The sequence below is a fragment of the Gammaproteobacteria bacterium genome (assembly GCA_034522055.1).
Taxonomy (GTDB): domain Bacteria; phylum Pseudomonadota; class Gammaproteobacteria; order JAABTG01; family JAABTG01; genus JAABTG01.
In genome coordinates, this window is sequence record JAXHLS010000002.1 from 1 (window position 1) to 16,707 (window position 16,707).

General features: G+C 67.6%; 16 protein-coding genes. 7 read left to right on the forward strand and 9 right to left on the reverse strand.

Going from position 1 to position 16,707, the window contains the following annotated elements; genetic code table 11:
• Positions 1-137 precede the first annotated feature (137 nt).
• Both U5S82_00190 and U5S82_00195 read right to left on the reverse strand, forming a co-directional pair.
• A complete protein-coding gene (locus tag U5S82_00190; GenBank protein MDZ7750098.1) occupies positions 138-1,172 on the reverse strand; it encodes a sodium:calcium antiporter in 1,035 nt (344 codons plus the stop codon).
• A 251-nt stretch (positions 1,173-1,423) separates the two neighbouring features.
• Positions 1,424-1,642, reverse strand: a complete 219-nt coding sequence (locus tag U5S82_00195; GenBank protein MDZ7750099.1) for a DUF2892 domain-containing protein — start codon at positions 1,640-1,642, stop codon at positions 1,424-1,426.
• Between the two features lie 145 nt (positions 1,643-1,787).
• Here U5S82_00195 and U5S82_00200 point away from each other — a divergent pair, with 145 nt between their 5' ends.
• Positions 1,788-2,225, forward strand: a complete 438-nt coding sequence (locus U5S82_00200) for a hypothetical protein (GenBank protein ID MDZ7750100.1) — start codon at positions 1,788-1,790, stop codon at positions 2,223-2,225.
• On the opposite strand, the gene U5S82_00205 is transcribed toward U5S82_00200, so the two are convergent.
• The gene (locus U5S82_00205; protein ID MDZ7750101.1) at positions 2,208-2,903 is read right to left on the reverse strand and encodes an SDR family NAD(P)-dependent oxidoreductase; all 696 of its coding nucleotides are present in this window, start codon (positions 2,901-2,903) and stop codon (positions 2,208-2,210) included. The two genes, U5S82_00200 and U5S82_00205, sit on opposite strands and share 18 nt — an antisense overlap.
• Between U5S82_00205 and U5S82_00210 the strand changes: the two genes are divergently transcribed.
• Positions 2,815-3,312 carry a DUF4426 domain-containing protein gene (locus tag U5S82_00210; GenBank protein MDZ7750102.1) on the forward strand — a complete coding sequence of 166 codons (498 nt, stop codon included), beginning with the start codon at positions 2,815-2,817 and terminating at the stop codon, positions 3,310-3,312. The genes U5S82_00205 and U5S82_00210 overlap by 89 nt on opposite strands.
• A gap of 116 nt (positions 3,313-3,428) precedes the next feature.
• Here the strand turns inward: U5S82_00210 and U5S82_00215 are convergent, their stop codons facing one another.
• The 5 genes from U5S82_00215 to U5S82_00235 all read right to left on the reverse strand — a co-directional run bounded on the left by U5S82_00215 (position 3,429) and on the right by U5S82_00235 (position 9,525).
• Positions 3,429-4,781, reverse strand: coding sequence for an ATPase, T2SS/T4P/T4SS family (locus U5S82_00215; protein MDZ7750103.1), 1,353 nt, complete (start codon positions 4,779-4,781; stop codon positions 3,429-3,431).
• Positions 4,771-4,935, reverse strand: coding sequence for a hypothetical protein (locus U5S82_00220; GenBank protein MDZ7750104.1), 165 nt, complete (start codon positions 4,933-4,935; stop codon positions 4,771-4,773). The genes U5S82_00215 and U5S82_00220 overlap by 11 nt, the downstream gene beginning before the upstream one ends.
• Positions 4,936-5,572: 637 nt before the next feature.
• Positions 5,573-6,550 carry an FAD binding domain-containing protein gene (locus tag U5S82_00225; protein MDZ7750105.1) on the reverse strand — a complete coding sequence of 326 codons (978 nt, stop codon included), beginning with the start codon at positions 6,548-6,550 and terminating at the stop codon, positions 5,573-5,575.
• The gene (locus tag U5S82_00230) at positions 6,547-8,862 is read right to left on the reverse strand and encodes a xanthine dehydrogenase family protein molybdopterin-binding subunit (GenBank protein ID MDZ7750106.1); all 2,316 of its coding nucleotides are present in this window, start codon (positions 8,860-8,862) and stop codon (positions 6,547-6,549) included. The genes U5S82_00225 and U5S82_00230 overlap by 4 nt, the downstream gene beginning before the upstream one ends.
• Before the next feature lie 3 nt (positions 8,863-8,865).
• Positions 8,866-9,525 (reverse strand): (2Fe-2S)-binding protein, encoded by a 660-nt coding sequence (locus tag U5S82_00235; protein ID MDZ7750107.1) that lies wholly within the window; start codon positions 9,523-9,525, stop codon positions 8,866-8,868.
• Positions 9,526-10,187: 662 nt separating this feature from the next.
• Between U5S82_00235 and U5S82_00240 the strand changes: the two genes are divergently transcribed.
• Genes U5S82_00240 through U5S82_00260 form a run of 5 tightly spaced genes read left to right on the forward strand, consistent with a single transcriptional unit; the run spans position 10,188 to position 15,104 of the window.
• Positions 10,188-10,946, forward strand: coding sequence for a TVP38/TMEM64 family protein (locus U5S82_00240; GenBank protein ID MDZ7750108.1), 759 nt, complete (start codon positions 10,188-10,190; stop codon positions 10,944-10,946).
• Entirely contained in the window at positions 10,943-13,192 is a 2,250-nt protein-coding gene (locus U5S82_00245) for a hypothetical protein (GenBank protein MDZ7750109.1), read from the forward strand. Before U5S82_00240 ends, U5S82_00245 begins: the two co-directional genes overlap by 4 nt.
• The gene (locus U5S82_00250; protein MDZ7750110.1) at positions 13,189-14,472 is read left to right on the forward strand and encodes a glycosyltransferase; all 1,284 of its coding nucleotides are present in this window, start codon (positions 13,189-13,191) and stop codon (positions 14,470-14,472) included. The genes U5S82_00245 and U5S82_00250 overlap by 4 nt, the downstream gene beginning before the upstream one ends.
• Complete coding sequence (locus U5S82_00255) at positions 14,469-14,636, forward strand: hypothetical protein (GenBank protein ID MDZ7750111.1); 168 nt, start codon at positions 14,469-14,471, stop codon at positions 14,634-14,636. The genes U5S82_00250 and U5S82_00255 overlap by 4 nt, the downstream gene beginning before the upstream one ends.
• 3 nt (positions 14,637-14,639) lie before the next feature.
• On the forward strand, positions 14,640-15,104 hold the full coding sequence (locus tag U5S82_00260) for a hypothetical protein (protein ID MDZ7750112.1): 465 nt from the start codon (positions 14,640-14,642) through the stop codon (positions 15,102-15,104).
• An 18-nt stretch (positions 15,105-15,122) separates the two neighbouring features.
• Here U5S82_00260 and dinB read toward each other — a convergent pair whose 3' ends face one another.
• Positions 15,123-16,307: a DNA polymerase IV gene (gene dinB, locus U5S82_00265; protein ID MDZ7750113.1), complete on the reverse strand. Its 1,185-nt coding sequence runs from the start codon at positions 16,305-16,307 to the stop codon at positions 15,123-15,125.
• Positions 16,308-16,707: the final 400 nt, after the last annotated feature.

Here is a 16,707-nt window from a genome sequence, read left to right on the forward strand (position 1 = left end):
GCCTGGTCAAGGGGGGCATGGCGGGGGCCATCGCGGGGCGGGCCCTGGGCCTGCGGGTGGCACCGGCCCTCGCCGTGGCGGGACTGGTGGGCCTGGCGGCGGCCTGGCTCACCCTGTGGGCCTGAGGCGACTCCCGCTCACACGGCCAGCAGGATGACCACGCCGGTGCCGTAGAACACCAGCACCAGGAAGCTCTCGAAGCCGATGTTGGCGATGCCGCTCTTCTCGCGCCGCAACAGGCCCAGCAGCAGGATCCCCGTCATGGCCTGGCTCGCCGCGATGATGAACACCTGCATGTCCCCCATGGCATAGTACAGGGAGCCCTGGCGATAGGCGGCGTCGGAGAAGGCCAGGAACAGCACGTCGAAGCTGTTGCCGCCGATGATGTCACCCACGGCCAGGGTCAGGGCGCCCTGGCGTACCGCCGCCATCACGGTGATGAGTTCGGGCAGCGAGGTGGCCACCGCCGTGAACAGGGCGCCCACCGCCGTCTCCGACAGGCCGGTGCGGGCGGCCAGGGCGAGACCCGTCTGGGCCACCACGTAGCCCGCCAGCACCAACGCCAGTGCCAGGCCTCCGAAGGCGAGCCACAACCGCACCACACCACGGTCATCCTCACCCTTCCCTTCCGCCCCCGTGTCGACACGGGTCTCGCGGGTGTGCCGGGGCAGCCACTGGGGCGTGGCGCGAGTCTGATAGGTGAGGCGCAGACCGAAGGCGTAACCGGCCAGTAGCAACACCGACGCCGGGTGGATCCCCAGCAGGGTCACCTCGGGCCCGCCCATGGCCAGCAGGGGGAGCGTGAGCAGGGTCACCAACAGGGCGCCCTGCATCAGGTTCTCCAGGGAGGCGGCGGCATGCTCCAGATTGGCCCGGCGGTAGGTGATGTCGGCGATGGCGAGGAACGCAGTCTGGGCGGCGATGCCGCCCACGGCATTGCTCACCGCCAGCTCCGGATGGCCCTGCCAGGCGGTGGTCACCGAGGTGACGATGCCCGGCAGGGAAGTGGTGCCACCCAGCAGCACCGCCCCGAAGATGGCCTCCCCGATGCCCGTGACATCGGCGAGGCGATCGGCGAGCCGGGTGATGCGGGTACCGGCGATGGCGATGACCACTGCCCCCGCCAGGAACAGGGCCACCACGGCGGCCAGGGGCCAGGCCGACAGGTTCACGCGGGCATCCCGTACTCAGTCAAGAACGATTGGCCGATGGGCCGGTGGGTGGAGCTCGAAACCACGCTAAACGCGATGATTCAGTCTTCTTCCAAAGTATACCCAAGGAGTGGATGAGTGCTGGCCGTGGCCGGCCTCACGCCTGAGCCCTAATCAGACTGGACGGGCCCGCCACAGGGCTCCGCATCGCTTCAAGCCTTTAGTCCCCGGCTATCCAGCACCACGGGTCATCTCCTCACTGCGCCTGGTCCTCACTGCGCCTGGGACTTGTGGCGCCCACGTGTGGACACCCCGAAGGGCCAGTAACCGGGACAGAATCCCACCACGCTGGTGACGACAAAGGCCGCGGCCACCACGCCAGCGACGATGGCCCATACCCCGCTGACGGTCCCGGTGACGATGAGGGCGGCGAGCACCACCGCGATGACGGGTCGGATTATGCGGTCGGTGTTTCCCATGTTCCTGGTCATGATGTCCTCCTGTGGCTATGGAATATCGGCGTCCATATCGCAGCAAGTGCCGTGCCGCTTCCGTGGTGGCACGGTAATTGACTGTTTGATGAATGATCTCGGCCGACGCCGAACGACTCATCCAAGGCTAGCACGCTCCTAACCCATGACTGACTCGAAAGCAGATACCGCAGAGACGATGCAGGGTCTGGTGGACGGCCTGCGGGACAAGGGTCACCGCCCGGCGATCCTCGAGTTCCGCAAGGACGACATGGTGGAGTGGTCGTGGCCCGAACTCGCCGACGCGGTGATTGGCCTGGCACGCGGGCTCGCGGCCGGCGCCCTGTTCGATGCTACCGTGGCCGTCACCACCGCCGCCCGCAGACATCTCGGCCTGAAGCTGGGGCGGCGCCTGCTCGGGCCCCTGCACCGGCGCATCGGGCCGCGGCTGCGCCTGGCGGCCTGCGGCGGCTCGCCCCTGGCCCCGGATCTCGCCTACACCCTGGCCGATGAAGGCGAAGGCGATGACCGCCGCCAGCGCATCGTGGAGGCCCTGCACAAACGCATGGAGCAGTTACTGGAGGAATCATCCCCTGGCGCATGATCCCGGTCCGGCACGCGGCCCGGAGAACAAACGCTCTCCAAGGCGCCAGGCGCGCCAAGATAAAAGCGGATTTCTCACAGCTTTTTGCTTTTCTTGGCGCCCCTGGCATCTTGACGAGAATTGTTCCTTATCACTTCCGCCAGGGACGTCACCAGGACATCTCGGTGCCGTGTTGTAGAGCACATCGAGGGGCGCCCCCGCCAACTCGGCGGCGAGGGCCCTCAGGTCGTCGCTGCGGGTCACATCGAGACGATGGATGGAGACCTCGGGACGGGCCCGGGCCAGCTCGGCCAGCGTCGCGGCCGCCTCCGGCCGCCGGCAGGTGGCATACACCCGCCAGCCTTCGACGGCGTACTGGCGGACGAGTTCGAGGCCGATACCCCGGTTGGCACCGGTGATGAGGATGTTCTCTTTTGCATGTTCGCCTCCTTCTGGTTCCGCGCCATCGTGTCCGCATCCAAAGCTACGGCGACAGCCCGACGGTCTGTCCGATCCGGAGCAATCTCCGTGCCGCAGCCCCACCATGGCACTCCCATTGCACGCCTTGGGACGTGAAGAGACAGATACCAGACTCCGAGGAGTGATCTCCATGAACATGAATCCCATGCATCCGACACGCGCTCGCCGTATTTTGACCATAGCACCAGCACTGTGGCTGGCCATGGCCACGGTGGCCATCGCCGCCGGCCTCACGGATATGGAAGCCACCGTGGATGGATATACGATACGCTGGAGTACCGCCGTGACCGGTTTTTTGCCCCGCTCGATGGTTGAAAAGCACCATCTCGGCTCCTCAGGACGGGGCGTCCTCAATGTCGTGATCCTGGAACCAACGGAGGAAGGCAAGGCCGGCGACACCGTGAAGGGGGACGTCTCGGTAACTGCGTACAACCTGGCCAGCCAGCTACGCACCATCGACATGCATCCCGTCCGGATCAATGACCGGACCTCCTACATCGGCACCTTCGACATCCACCACGGCGACGAACTGGATTTCACCATCCATGTGCGTCCACCCGGCATGGAGCAGCCCTTCACCGTGGAATTCGAGCGTCGCTTCCTGTTGCGGGGAGATGACAAAGAGTGAATCGGCCCACCACCGTGCCATGACGCGGCACCGGCTCGATTCCAGCCCCCTCCTGCCCATCAGCGCCGGAGAGGATGGGGGCGGCTCGTGAGGAACAGGGGATTGGCCGGGGGGGACTAGGACTCCATCCCCAGCTCGTAACCTCCCATGTTGGCGATCTCATCCACCGTGGTCACGCCGTCGGCAATGCGTTGGAGTCCTTCTGTCAGCAGGAAGCGATGGCCACGTCCGAGGAGCCGGCGCCGTAGCTCCTGCTCGTCGGCGCCATCGATGATAGCCCCCACGTCCTCGCGGTTGAGCACCCAGATCTCGAAGATGCCCTGCCGCCCGCGATAGCCGCTATGGTGGCACTCTTCGCAGCCCACCGCGTGGCTGACTTCCGCGGGGGGTTCTTCGCCCACCCATTCGTACCACTCTTGCTCCTCACGGGTCGGGGCCTCGCGGCGGGCGCATTGCCCGCACAACCTGCGCAGCAGCCGCTGGGAGATCACCAACACCAGATTAGTGGCGATCTCGCGGGACGACAGGCCGAAGTTGCGCAGGGTGGTAACGGTTGCCACGGCATCCCGGCTGTGAAGGGTACACAACAAGCGACGTCCGGAGATGACGGCATCCACCGCCAGCCGGGCCGATTCGGGCTCCCGGATCTCCCCCAGCACGAGGAAATCGGGATCGAGGCGCAACATCGCCTTGAGGCCCTCGGGAAAGGTCATGCCCTGTTTCTCATCCACCTGCATCTGGTTGATGCCTTTGATTTCCGTCTCTACCGGGTCTTCGATGGTCACGATATTGCCGGTGGCGGTGTCGAGTTCCCGAATCAGGCCATAGAGCGTAGTGGTCTTGCCGCTTCCGATGGGGCCGGCCACGGCCATGATGCCTGCACGGCCGCGGCGGCAACGTTCCACCCGTTGGAGGTCATCCTCCTGCATGCCGAGGGCCGTCAGATCATGGGATTCCTCTGGCTGGACGAGCAAACGCATGCTCAGCTTGTCGCCGCGCATCACCGAGGCAACCGTGACCCGCACGTTGAGGGAGGTCTCGGAGACCACCATGAAGAAGTGCCCGTCCGCCGCTCCAAAGGCCGGCAGAGGATTGATCTCGGCCAGGATCTTTACCTGGTTGCCCAGGATCAGGGCCAGCTGCGCGTCCAGTAGCACGGTGTCTTTCAGCACACCATCGAGACGCAGGCGTACCATCGTGCCGTTGTCCCGCGGATCGATGTGAATGTCCGTGGCGCCGATGGCGAGGGCATCGGCCAGCAGATACTCGGTGAGTTCGACGCCCTCGTGGGCCGCTTCCACGGCATCCTCTTCCCCATAATGACTCGCCACATAGTCCCAGAACCCCGGCACCAGGCCACGCTCGCCCCATGGCAGGAGCCACGGATCCTCGACCGCGGATTCCACCTCCTGGGGCTCCTTCTTCCGGGTGTCGTCAAACCCTGTATCGCCGTCGCCCTTATCCCCCATGTTGAAGATCCTCAGTCTGCCGACGCCTGGGCACCAACGGCAGCATGCGGCGCAGGGTGGAGTTCTGCAGCACGAATTTATGACGCAGGGCCCCGGCCACGTGCGGCAACTGGTGGATGACGCCCCATTGATCAGGTGCGTTGCGGATGGTCATAACTGGTCCTCCGGAGGATGGGGGCCGGAGCCCTCCCGGGGCGCCCGGTCCCGCTACCGTCCTCAGGGCGTGGTGGTGATCAGGCTGGTGGCCTCGATGTCTATCTCGACCCGCCGATTGGGTTGCAGACACTGACGGCCAGCTTGATATGAAGGTTGATCATCTTTTTTCTCCTTGGATCGCGCATCAAATCCATTCTTCCCATTGCCAACCCATCGCCATGGGCCTGGAGCGCAAGCTGTTCGCGAACAGCGTGCCGATGGGCTCGTCAGATGTCATATAAATCCCGTGCCAGGTAATGGGTCACCGCGTTTACCTGGGCGGCACCCCAGTTCACTTCGGCGGACTCGCATGGATGGACTCCTTGAGTATCTTGAGTACACGCCACACCATGCGAGAACCGTTCCATGGGGAATAACGGCGCAAACGGGGGCTGAGGGCGGTTTATATGGGGGATTTCCACCGGCGGGCGGCCATTTCCCCCGCACCAGGCCCTCAGGTCCGCTGCCGGCGCTCCTGAAGGCTCAACACGAACACCGTCAGGATGGGCAGGAGTCAGCCCGACGATGATGGCGGCGCTGGCCGCCACCACTGGCGAGGATAGTAGCAGCACGCCGCGGGGCGGCGGAGGTCGAGGTCAGCGGGGGCGGGCCTTGGCGAGTTCTTCCTGGAGCATGCCTTTGAAGAGAGGCACCTTGTAGGCGTTGTGAGTCATGGGGACGGCGTCGGCCATGGCGGCATCGGCGGCGTCGCGGATGTGGGCGTCGTCCAGGGGATTGCCACGCAACACCTCCTCGGCCGCCGTGGCGCGCCACGGCACGGGAGCGGCGGCGGCCAGCACCACCCGGGCTTCCCGTACGGTGTCGTCGTCCAGGGTCAGGGCGAGGGCACAGCCGGCGATGGCGAAGTCCCAGGAGCGCCGGGTGCGGATCTTGCGATAGCTGTTGTAGAGGCCGGCAGGCGGCGCCGGGATGCGCACCTCGGTGATAATCTCGCCGGCCTCCAGCACCGTCTCGCGGGTGGGGTTGTCGGCGGGGGCGACGTGGAGATCGGCCACCGCCACGCGGCGGGTGCCGTCGGGGCCGTCGATGATCACCGCGGCATCCAGGGCCATGAGGGCCGGCGCCAGGTCCGAGGGGTGGACGATGAAACACGGGGCCCCGCCCAGGATGGCATGGTGCTGGTTCTCACCGTTCACGGCGAAACACTTGTAGCCGCCTTTGCGCAGGCAGGGGAAGTCACCGCGGTAGTACCAGCAACGGGGCTTCTGGCACAGATTGCCGCCCACGGTGCCCTGATGGCGCAGTTGGGGGCTGGCAACGGCGGCGGCGGCCTGGGCGAGGCCCGGGTAGCGCCCGGCCACGGTGGGGTCCTCGGCCAGGGCAGTGATGGTGGTCATGGCACCGATGGCGAGGCCGCCGTCCTTCCTCTCCCGCACCCCGGCGAGGCCCTCGATATCCGCCAGGCTCACCACCGTTTCCACGGTGTAGACGCCGTCCCGCAGGCAGCCCAGCAGATCGGTGCCGCCGGCATGGATGGCCGCCCTCTCGTCCGCGGCGCTGGAGATGGCAGCGGCCACGGAACGCGGCCGCACGTAGGCGAATGGCACAGTCATGGCTGGCCCTCCTGGTTATGGATACGGGCGACGAGGGTCTCGGGGTTGATGGGCGTGTCGAGCATGCGCAGCCCCACGGCGTCGTACACCGCGTTGGCGATGGCCGCACCGGTGGGGATGGTAACCGGCTCGCCGAGGCCCTTGGCCCCCACGATGTTGGCCTGCTCGTCGTTGAGCATCACCGGCGCCGACACCACCTCGTCCGGCACGTCCAGCGCGGTGGGCAGCTTGTAGTCGTGCCAGCTCTTGTTGCACAGCTTGCCGGTGGGCCCGTCCAGCACCCGTGACTCCGTCTGGGCGAAGCCCACTCCCATGGTAATGCCCCCCACCACCTGGCCGTCCCAGGTAAGGCGGTTGATGACCCGCCCGCTCTCGTTGGTACCCAGCATGCGCACGAGCTTCACTTCGCCGGTCAGGGTGTTGATCTCCACCTCGCAGAACTGGGCCGCGAAGGGCGTGATGCTGACGTCCTGGGGGTTGGGCTTACGCTCACCGATGCCCACCACCACCTTCTGGTTCTTGAGGGCGTCGAGGTCGGTGACGGCCACGGTCTCGAGGCCGTCGGCGGTCTCCAGATGGTCGCCGGCGAACACCACCTCGTCCCGCGGCCGACCCCACTGGGCGGCGGCCATATCCATCAGCTGGTCCTTCACCGCCAGGCAGGCACGGCGCACCGTGGGGGCCTCCGTGGGCACGGTCTTGCTGCCCCCGGAGGGCGTGGCGAACTGGGTGGTGGCGGTGTCGGCGTGCTCTATCTGAATGGCATCGGGCTCCATGCCGAACTCCTCCGCCACCACCATGGCCATCACCGTCTTGGTGCCGGTACCGATGTCGGAGGCACCCATATTGAGGTTGGCGGTGCCGTCGGCGTAGAGCCGCAGGATCACCGTGGCCGGCGGCCCGCCGTCACCGACGTACCAGTTGGCGGCGGCCATGCCCACGCCGCGCTTGACGTGGCCGGTGCCCGAGCCTCCGGCGCCATCGCGGGCCTGCTGCCAGCCGAAGGCCTCGGCCCCCTCCTCGATGCAGCGGCGCAGGCCGTCGGTGGTGTAGGGCTTGCCGCTGGCCGGCGCGTTGTCCGGCACATTCCTGAGCCTGAGTTCCACCGGGTCCATGGCCAGCTCCCGGGCCAGCTCGTCCATCATCTGCTCCATGGCCCAGGAGCACTGCACATAGCCAGGCGCCCGGAAGGGCCGTGCCGGCTGAGCGTTGATGTAGACGTCGGTGAGCCGGGTCCGCACGTTGGGGCAGCGGTAGAGATCCTTGGCGATGTAGTCCAGCAGCGAGGTGCCACCGGCGGAATAGGCGCCGCTGGCGCCGATGCCGTCGAAATCGATGGCGGTGAGGGTGCCGTCCTGCCTCGCACCTACCTTGAGGGTCATAACCGTGGGCGGGCGGTTGCCCTGGGTGAGGAGGTCCTGCTCGCGGCTGACGAACAGCTTCACCGGGCGGTTGATGCGCCGGGCCAGGAGCGCAGCGGCGATGGTGTACTTATCGGGCCTGAGCTTCGAGCCGAAGGCGCCACCCAGGTAATGGCCGCTGACCCGCACCTGGGCCAGGGGCAGGTCGAGTACCTCGGCTACTCTGGACTGGATGGCGAACACCCCCTGGGTGGACTCCCAGAGGGTGAGGCGGTCACCCTCCCAGCGGGCCACGCAACCATGGGGCTCCAGGGGCGACTGCATCTGCGAGCCCACCCGGTAAGTGCGCTCCAGCACCACGTCGGCCTGGTCGAATCCCTGCTCCACCTCGCCGCGGACATCACTGGATTCCTTGACCGTATTGCCGCCCGGGTGGACCGCAGGGGCGCCCTCTTCCAGGGCGGCCTCGGCATGGGACACGAAGGGCAATTCCTCGTACTCCACCGCGATGGCGCGCAGGGCATCGGCGGCATGGTAGGGGGTGTCGGCGGCCACCGCGGCCACCGCCTCGCCCTCGAAGCGGCAGTGGTCCTCGAACAGCCGGCCCTCGTGGTCGCCGCCGTAGGACCAGACGGGATTGGCGTCGGGGGTGTTGCGGCTGATGACCGCATAGACCCCGGGCAGCGCCTCGGCCTCGGAGGTGTCCACGGACTTGACCCGGGCGTTGGGATGTGGACAGCCGAGGATAGCGCCATGGACCATGCCCGGCAGCACCAGGTCAGAGGGAAAAACGGCGCTGCCGCTGGCGCGCTCGTAGCCGTCCACCCGCGGGCGGCGCTCGCCCACCACGCGGGCGGTATCACCCCACGGCGGGGCCTTGCCCTCGCCGCCTTCATCCGGGGCCTGGGGAAAGGCCATCTGGCCCTCGACGGGCTCGCGTTCTTCAGCCATGAATCACCCCTTGCGGTGCTTGGCGGCGTCCTCCACCGCGTTGAAGATGTGGGCGTAGGCGCCACAACGGCACAGGTTGCCGCTCATGGCGTGGCGGATCTCCTCCCGCCCCGGGGATGGGTTCCTGCGCAGCAGCCCCTCGGCGGCCATCACCTGGCCCGGCGTGCAGTAGCCGCATTGCAGGCCATCCTCCTTGACGAAGCTGGCCTGCACCTGTCCCAGGGTCTCGCCGTCCATGAGCCCTTCCGCGGTCTCGATACGCCGGTCCACGGCCTCCACCGCCAGGGTCATGCAGGCGTAGCGTGGGACATCGTCCACCAGCACGGTGCACGAGCCGCACTCGCCGCGCTCGCAGCCGATCTTGGCGGCCGTGAGTCCGAGCCGTTCCCGCAGCACGAACAGCAGGCTCCAGCGCGGTTCCACCAACAGGCGCTCGCTGCGGCCGTTGATATGGAGGGTGATGGGCACCGTCTCGCCCGCCTCGAGACGGGTCTCCGAGCCCTCTTCCGCACCGGCCTGCCCGGCGGCATAGGCACCGGGGCTCATGGCGAAGGCCACGGTGCCCATGCCCGAGGACTTGATGAATGCGCGGCGGCTCAGGTCCTGTCCGCTGGTGAGGGGGGCGGGGCCATCGCGGTCCCGATCTCTGGTGTCATCCGTCATGGAGTGCTCTCCCGTCTGGTTCCAGACAACGCTGGTGGGCCAGATGCCGCTCGACCCGTTGGCCCGCCAAAGCGTTACTCTGACATAAGCCACCCGGCGCGCAATTGAGGTCCGTCAATCCCCCCATCGACGCTCCCAGGCCCGTAGATTACGGCGGGCATCGCGGATGTAGCCGAGATGCCCATCAAGTGCCCGCGGCGCCCCTGGAGTCCGCGTGCCTTGTGGACGAGTACCTGCACAAGCGTGGGATCCGCGACAAGAGCCCCTGGTGGGTTCGCAGATGAGCATGTCGGGCAAGCGCCTCGACGTACTGGAAAAATAGGCCTGAGCCCGGCGCGGCGCGTTACCCGGAGCGCGTCCGGCCGGCAGGACAACGCCGAGGAACCCGGCCCGACTCGCGTTGACCGACGTCGGCGTGGTCCTGGTGTGCCGCCCGCCGCGGGATGGCTAAGCGGACCATATGCCCCGGGCGGGTTCATATCCCCCACCCCGGAGCCCGCGGCCGCCCCGTCCGGCGGGTCGCATCCCGGCACCGGGATTGCTAATGTCTCTGGAAATCCTCAGGGAGCACAGCGGCAACCCCTCGCCGGGCCGCAGGCCCCTCCCGCTGATGCACGGCGGGGGCCGGCAGCCACGGGAAGGGTCCCTGCCGCACGACCATTATGGGCGAGACGCACTTTCATACCCCGGGGAGTCGCTTCAAGTCCCCGCTGTGGGCCATCGCGGCGAGCGTGCTCTTCGTGGCCGCCATCGTGGGCGTGCTGGTGTACTTCGGCGTCCACGAGGAACTGGTGGCGCTCATTCGGTGGACCGAGGACCAGGGGCCATGGGCGGCGCTCATCTTCATCCTCATGATGGCCTTGGTGGTGGTGCTGTTGCTGCCGGGGATCTTCTTCACGACCGGCGCCGGCTTCGTGTTCGGCGTAATGGAGGGTTCCGCCTACGTGGTGCTGGGCACCACCCTCGGGGCCTGCATCGCCTTCCTCCTGGCGCGCCACCTGTTCGGCCGGCGCGCCGCGCGGTTCATCGTCGCCCACGGCAAGATGAGCGTCCTCAACGACGAGATGTCCCACCACGGCTGGAAGGTAGTGCTGCTGACCCGCCTCATCCCCTTCTTCCCGGCCAAGCTCTCCAACTATGTCTTCGGGCTCACTTCCTTCTCCTTCAGCGGCTTCGCGGCGGGTTCCCTAGTGGGCTTCATCCCCTTCTCCGTGAACAACGTCTATCTCGGCGCCATCGCCGGCGACGTGGTCACGCTGGGTGAACGGGAGATCGGCCGCACGCCCCTGGAGTGGGCCCTTTACGGCGGGGGGTTCCTGGTCACCGTCTTCACCGTCATCTACCTGAACAAGCTGGCGCGCCGGGCCCTGGCGCGCTATGCCGGGGAGGAACCGGACGACCAGCGGGGGCAGACACCGTGAAGCTGTTGAGATGGCTCCCGTGGCGCTACATCGTCAGTCGCGCCGCGCGCAACCAGGGCTTTCTCGATCCCATCGAACTCATGGCCCGCCTGCGCAGCTTCGCCCAGCCCTCCGAGGTGGGCGAGCCGGTGGAGCTGCTGCGGGCCGGTGCGGTGTTCCATGCCCGCGGGCTCATCAATACCCGAGTCATTCAGAACAATCTGGACTGGGTGTGGCCCTACTGGATCGAGCGCCAGTTCGATCCGCGGGACGAGGCCTTCATCCCCCGCGGCTTCTCCCTCTCCCACATCAATCTCACCCACCGCAACTGGACGGCCATCGGCCACCCCGATTGCGAGGAGCTGCCCACCGTGGATCCCCGTGGCCTCCTCACCCCGCTGTTCGATGGCTGGTCCCTGGATGCCTGGGTGCTGGCCGACGACGGCCGGCGCCTGCTGCCCTCCCGCGCGCGCGCGGCGGAGCAGGCACAGCATATTGACACGGGGCTCGCCATCACCACTCGCACCCGGGACGGGGACCTCGACCTGACGACCACCGCCACCGTGCGCCTGGAGGACGGACAGCCGATCTGTGAGATGACCCTCGAGGGCTCGGCCGGCGGGCCGGGCTGGCTGGTGCTCGCCCTGCGCCCCTATAACACGGAAGGTGTCAGCTTCGTCCACAAGGTGGCCCTCGCCCATGACCGCGGCTCGTGGACGGTGGATAACGACACCATCGTACGATTCAGCAGGCCCGCGACGCGCCACCACGTGGCGGACTACCATGCCGGTGACGTGCTCATCCATCTGTGGGACCGCGACGACGAGACCGAGGGACTGTGCAACGTGGGCATGGTGACGGCGGCGGCCCTTTTCCCCATACCGGCCGCTGGCGCCGCCGGGGTCACCGTGACGGTCCCCCTGGAGCACGAGGGACCGGCGCCGCTGGAGGCGGACGCCTGGCCGGCGCTGCGCGGCCGGGCGTGCCGGCTCCGGTGTCCCGAGGCCCGTTACCAGGCCCTCTACGATGGGGCGGTGACCTCCCTGATCCTGCACTCGCCGGGCGATGTTTATCCGGGCCCCTTTACCTACAAGCGCTTCTGGTTCCGTGATGCCGCCTTCCTCATTCATGCCCTCCTGTGCCTCGGCCTCCACGACCGCGCGGAACGCGCGCTGGCGCGCTTCCCCGATCGCCAGACTCCCTTCGGGTACTTCCGTTCCCAGGAGGGCGAGTGGGACTCCAACGGCGAGGTGCTGTGGATCCTCGAGCGTTACGAGCGTCTCAGCGGGCGCCGGCTCTCCGGCGAGTGGCAAGGGCCCATCCGGCGGGCCGCCCGCTGGATCGTGCGCAAACGCACCGGCGACGATCTGGACGCACCCCATGCGGGCCTGCTGCCTGCCGGCTTCAGCGCGGAGCACTTCGGGCCCAACGACTATTATTATTGGGACGACTTCTGGGGCATCGCCGGGCTGCGCGCCGCGCACCGGCTGCTGGACGGCGAGGACGGATCCGCTGCCGACGACTTCGCGGCGGTCGCGCAGGCGTTTGCCGGGGCGGTGGACCGCAGCCTGGCCAAAGCGGCCCGCCGCCTGGGCCGCCCGGGCATGCCCGCCTCCCCCTATCGGCGGCTGGATGCCGGTGCCATAGGCTCCCTCGTCGTGGGCTATCCCCTGCAGGCCTGCCCACCGGACGACCCCCGCCTGCTGGATTGCGTGGAGTTTCTCCTGGACAAGTGCTTCGTGGACGACGCGTTCTTTCAGGACATGATCCACTCGGGCCTCAACGCCTACCTGACCCTGCACGTGGCCCAGGTGCTGCTGCGGGCCGGCGATGACCGCTACCTCCGGCTGGTGGACGCGGTGGCCGACCTGGCCAGCCCCACCGGCCAGTGGCCCGAGGCCATCCACCCGCGCACCGGCGGCGGCTGCATGGGCGACGGCCATCACGTGTGGGCGGCCGCGGAATGGATCCTCATGATCCGCCACTGGTTCGTGCGCGAGGAGGGCGAGGGCCTGGTGCTGTGCTCGGGGATCCCGGCCCGCTGGCTGGAGGCCGGTGAGCCCCTGTCCTTCGGGCCCGCGCCCACACCCTACGGACCCATCTCCATCACGGTGCTGCCCGCGACGGACAAGGTGCGGGTACACTGGCAGGCCGAGTGGCGGGACGGCGAGCCCGCTCTGGAAGTCCGCCTGCCGGGCACTGCAGCCGTGGCGGTGGAGGCGGGCCGCGACGAGGTGATCCTGCCCGGGAGGAACCCCGGCCGATGAATATCGTGCTCCTCACCAATACCTTCACACCCCACGTGGGCGGCGTCGCACGCTCGGTGCAGGCCTTCGCCGAGGAATACCGCGAACGCGGCCACCGCGTGCTGGTGGTGGCGCCGGAGTTCCCGGACGCCCCGAGGGGCGAGACCGACGTGGTGCGCATTCCCGCCATCCAGCGCTTCAATGCCAGTGACTTCTCCGTGGCGCTGCCCTTCCCCGCCGGTCTCAAGGAGACCCTGGATGATTTCAGGCCCCACATCATCCACTCCCAGCACCCCTTCCTGCTCGGCATGACGGCCCTGCGCATCGCCCGTCACCGGCGGCTGCCCCTCGTGTTCACCCACCACACCCTGTACGAGGAGTACACCCACTACGTGCCGGGGGATTCCGCGCTGCTGAAACGCTTCGTCATCGAGCTGGCCACCCATTACGCCAACCTCTCCGACCAGGTTTTCGCGCCCAGCGAGAGCATTCGCGACCTGCTCCTGGAACGCGGGGTCACCCGGCCCATCCTGGTGGTGCCCACCGGGGTGCGGGTGGAGCGCTTCGCCCATAGCATAGGACGGGCGTTCCGGGAGCGCGCCGGGATCCCCGGCGACGCCTTCGTGGTGGGACACCTGGGGCGGCTCGCGGAGGAGAAGAACCTCGCCTTCCTGGCCACGGCGGTGGCGGCCTTCATGACCGAGCACCCCCGGGCCCATTTTCTGGTGGTGGGTGTGGGTCCGGCCGCGGAGGCCATGGGCCGGACCTTTGCCCGGGCCGAGATGGCGGACCGCCTGCACATGGCCGGAGTGCTGGAAGGCGAGGACCTGGCGGACGCCCTCGCCGCCATGAATGTCTTCGCCTTCGCCTCCAGGAGCGAGACCCAGGGCATGGTACTCATCGAGGCCATGGCGGCCGGCCTGCCGGTGGTGGCCCTGGACGCCCCCGGGGCCCGCGAGGTGGTGGCGGACGGCACGAACGGGCGCCTCATCCCGCACCAGGATATCGCCGCCTTCGCCGCCGGTCTGGCCTGGCTGGCCGCACGGGACGAAGAGGCCGCGGCCGCCCTCGTCCAGGCGGCGCGGGACACGGCCGAGGCCTACTCAATGCCCCGGTCCGCGGAGACCGCCCTGTCCTGCTTCGAGCAGCTCAAGCGGGAGCCGGCGGAGCACTCCGCCGCCGAGGAGCGAGGCTGGGAGCAGGTGATGGCGCGCATCAAGACGGAGTGGGACATCGTGCGCAGCCTCACCCGAGCCGGCGACGGCGCCCTCGGCGAGGGCCGGACAGACGGGGAACGATGATGATGAACGCGTCCGACAATTGCCCTTCGGCACCGGCCGGGGCCTTCGAAACCGGGCGGCATGTGCCCATGGCCAATCATTCGAGCTGTGGTGTGGGGATACTGGCGGATCTCGATGGCAAATCCGGCCATGGACTGGTGCTGGACGGCCTGGAGTGCCTGTGAAACCTGGACCATCGGGGTACGCGCGGTGCCGAGGAGAACACCGGCGATGGTGCCGGCATGCTGCTGCAGAAGCCCCACCGCTTCTTCCGGGAGATGGTGCCCGGGCTGGGCGAATGCGATGGTTATGGCGTCGGCCAGGCATTCATGCCCTGCGACGGCGATCAACGGGCCGCCCTGCGGGCCCTCGTGACGGACCGCTGCCGCGCCAGGGGCTTCGACCTGGTCGCCTGGCGCGATGTCCCCACGGATAACCATGGCCTGGGGCAGACGGCCCTCGACAGCGAGCCGGTGACTCAGCAGTTCTTCGTTCGGCCGCGGGAGCCCCTCGAGCCCTCCGAGCTGGATGTCAGGCTCTATGTCCTGCGGCGCGATGTGGCCCGGCATATCGATGTCTGGCTGATGGGGAAATCCCGCCTGCCGCCCAGCCTGGAGACCCCCACCCCCCCCAGCCCGCCGCGGGGACTCTGATACCGGATGCCATCGGGTTCATTCGTCAAAGGCCAGCTCGCCCTGTGCCCCGGACCCTGCATTCTCGGCCGCATCCTCACTCGACACCAACGCGCTCACGCGCACGCCCAGCAGTCGCAGGGGCCGGTCCAACGGCGCCCGTCGCAGGCACTCCCGGCTCGCGGCCAGCAGGCCCGCGGGATCGTCGAGGGGCTCGCGCAGCGTAAGGTCGCGGGTCAGGGTACGGAAGTCCGCGTAACGCAGCTTGATACCCACGGTCGTTCCACGTACGTCCAGGGCCCTGAGATCGGCCGCCACCTGGTCGCAGAGGGCGGTGAGGAACCCCGTGAGCTGCGCTCGGTTGTGCTGCGGATGGAGGTCGTGCTCGAAGGTCGTTTCCCGGCTGACTGACTTGCGTTCGATTTCCGTGAGCACCGGCCGATCATCCCGCCCGTGGGCGGCCGCGTGCAGCCAGGCCGCGTAATTGCGCCCGAAGTGTGTCTGGAGCAGTCCGAGGTCCGCTTGGGCTAGATCGCCGATGGTATGGACACCCAGGGCCTCCAGCCGTTTCGCGGATTTCGGTCCGATACCATTGATCTTGTCTGCCTTCAGCGGCCAGATCCGTGTGCTCAGATCCTCCGGACCTACCAGCGTGAGGCCGTCCGGCTTGTCGAACTCCGAGGCCATCTTCGCCAGCAGTTTGTTCGGGGCGACCCCGATGGAGCAGGACAGTCCCGTCGCGGTGCGTACCGCTTCCTTGAGCCTTCGAGCGATAGCGGCCGGATCCAACCCCGGATCCAACCGATGCGCGGTCAGATCGATGTAGATCTCGTCTATCCCCCGATCCTCGATCTGCGGCGCGAGGGCTGCGACCGCTGCCTTGAAGCGCGCCGAGTAGTCGCGATAGGCGGTGAAATCGGCCGGCAGCAGAAATGCGTGCGGCGCGAGGCGGGCGGCGGTCATCAGCCCCATGCCGGAATGCACCCCCAGCGCACGCGCCTCATAGGTCGCGGTGGTCACCACGCCGCGGCCCCGGTAGCCGCCCAGGCGTACAAACTGCCAGGCACCGTCCTTTCCCTTGACCGGCGGCTCTGCGCGACGCCCGCCGATCACGAGCGGCTGGCCGCGTAGCTGTGGGTAGCGCAGCAACTCCACGGACGCGTAGAAGGCGTCCATATCCAGATGGGCAATGCAACGGTCCGGAAAGATCAGGTCAGCTTCCAATCGAGCCTCTTTCAGCCGACTTCCCGCTTCAACGCCATCAGCCGAGCGGCCAGAGCAGCACCTGTCGACCGCTGTCCAAACCCGCACAACTGGCGAACAGGAGCGGCTTGGCCCACAGCTTGGTCACAGTCGCAGCCATGACGTCCGTACCGGCGTCCGCCGGGCCTCTGCATCGTAGCGTGCTGCCGCCCCTCGGCTAGTGCGAGGCGTTTTCTTATTGGCGCTTCCTTTGGTACCTATTTCGGTACCTATTTCCTATCGGACATAAAAAAAGCACCGAGACTAACGTCTAGGTGCTTGTTTTTATTGGTCGGAGCGGGGAGATTCGAACTCCCGACCCCCACAACCCCATTCCGTTTTTTGGCCCTTTTCGGCCAATGGCTTACGTCGCAAACCGTTG

Bases quoted from the DNA above. Each gene is read 5' to 3' on its own strand.
- U5S82_00205 (MDZ7750101.1), bottom strand. From the start codon at position 2,903: ATGGCCACCGTGGCCATGGCCAGCCACAGTGCTGGTGCTATGGTCAAA.
- U5S82_00220 (MDZ7750104.1), bottom strand. From the start codon at position 4,935: ATGACCATCCGCAACGCACCTGATCAATGGGGCGTCATCCACCAGTTG.
- U5S82_00210 (MDZ7750102.1), top strand. From the start codon at position 2,815: ATGAACATGAATCCCATGCATCCGACACGCGCTCGCCGTATTTTGACC.
- U5S82_00235 (MDZ7750107.1), bottom strand. From the start codon at position 9,525: ATGACGGATGACACCAGAGATCGGGACCGCGATGGCCCCGCCCCCCTC.
- U5S82_00200 (MDZ7750100.1), top strand. From the start codon at position 1,788: ATGACTGACTCGAAAGCAGATACCGCAGAGACGATGCAGGGTCTGGTG.
- U5S82_00255 (MDZ7750111.1), top strand. From the start codon at position 14,469: ATGATGATGAACGCGTCCGACAATTGCCCTTCGGCACCGGCCGGGGCC.
- U5S82_00195 (MDZ7750099.1), bottom strand. From the start codon at position 1,642: ATGACCAGGAACATGGGAAACACCGACCGCATAATCCGACCCGTCATC.
- U5S82_00240 (MDZ7750108.1), top strand. From the start codon at position 10,188: ATGGGCGAGACGCACTTTCATACCCCGGGGAGTCGCTTCAAGTCCCCG.
- U5S82_00230 (MDZ7750106.1), bottom strand. From the start codon at position 8,862: ATGGCTGAAGAACGCGAGCCCGTCGAGGGCCAGATGGCCTTTCCCCAG.
- U5S82_00225 (MDZ7750105.1), bottom strand. From the start codon at position 6,550: ATGACTGTGCCATTCGCCTACGTGCGGCCGCGTTCCGTGGCCGCTGCC.
- U5S82_00215 (MDZ7750103.1), bottom strand. From the start codon at position 4,781: ATGGGGGATAAGGGCGACGGCGATACAGGGTTTGACGACACCCGGAAG.
- U5S82_00250 (MDZ7750110.1), top strand. From the start codon at position 13,189: ATGAATATCGTGCTCCTCACCAATACCTTCACACCCCACGTGGGCGGC.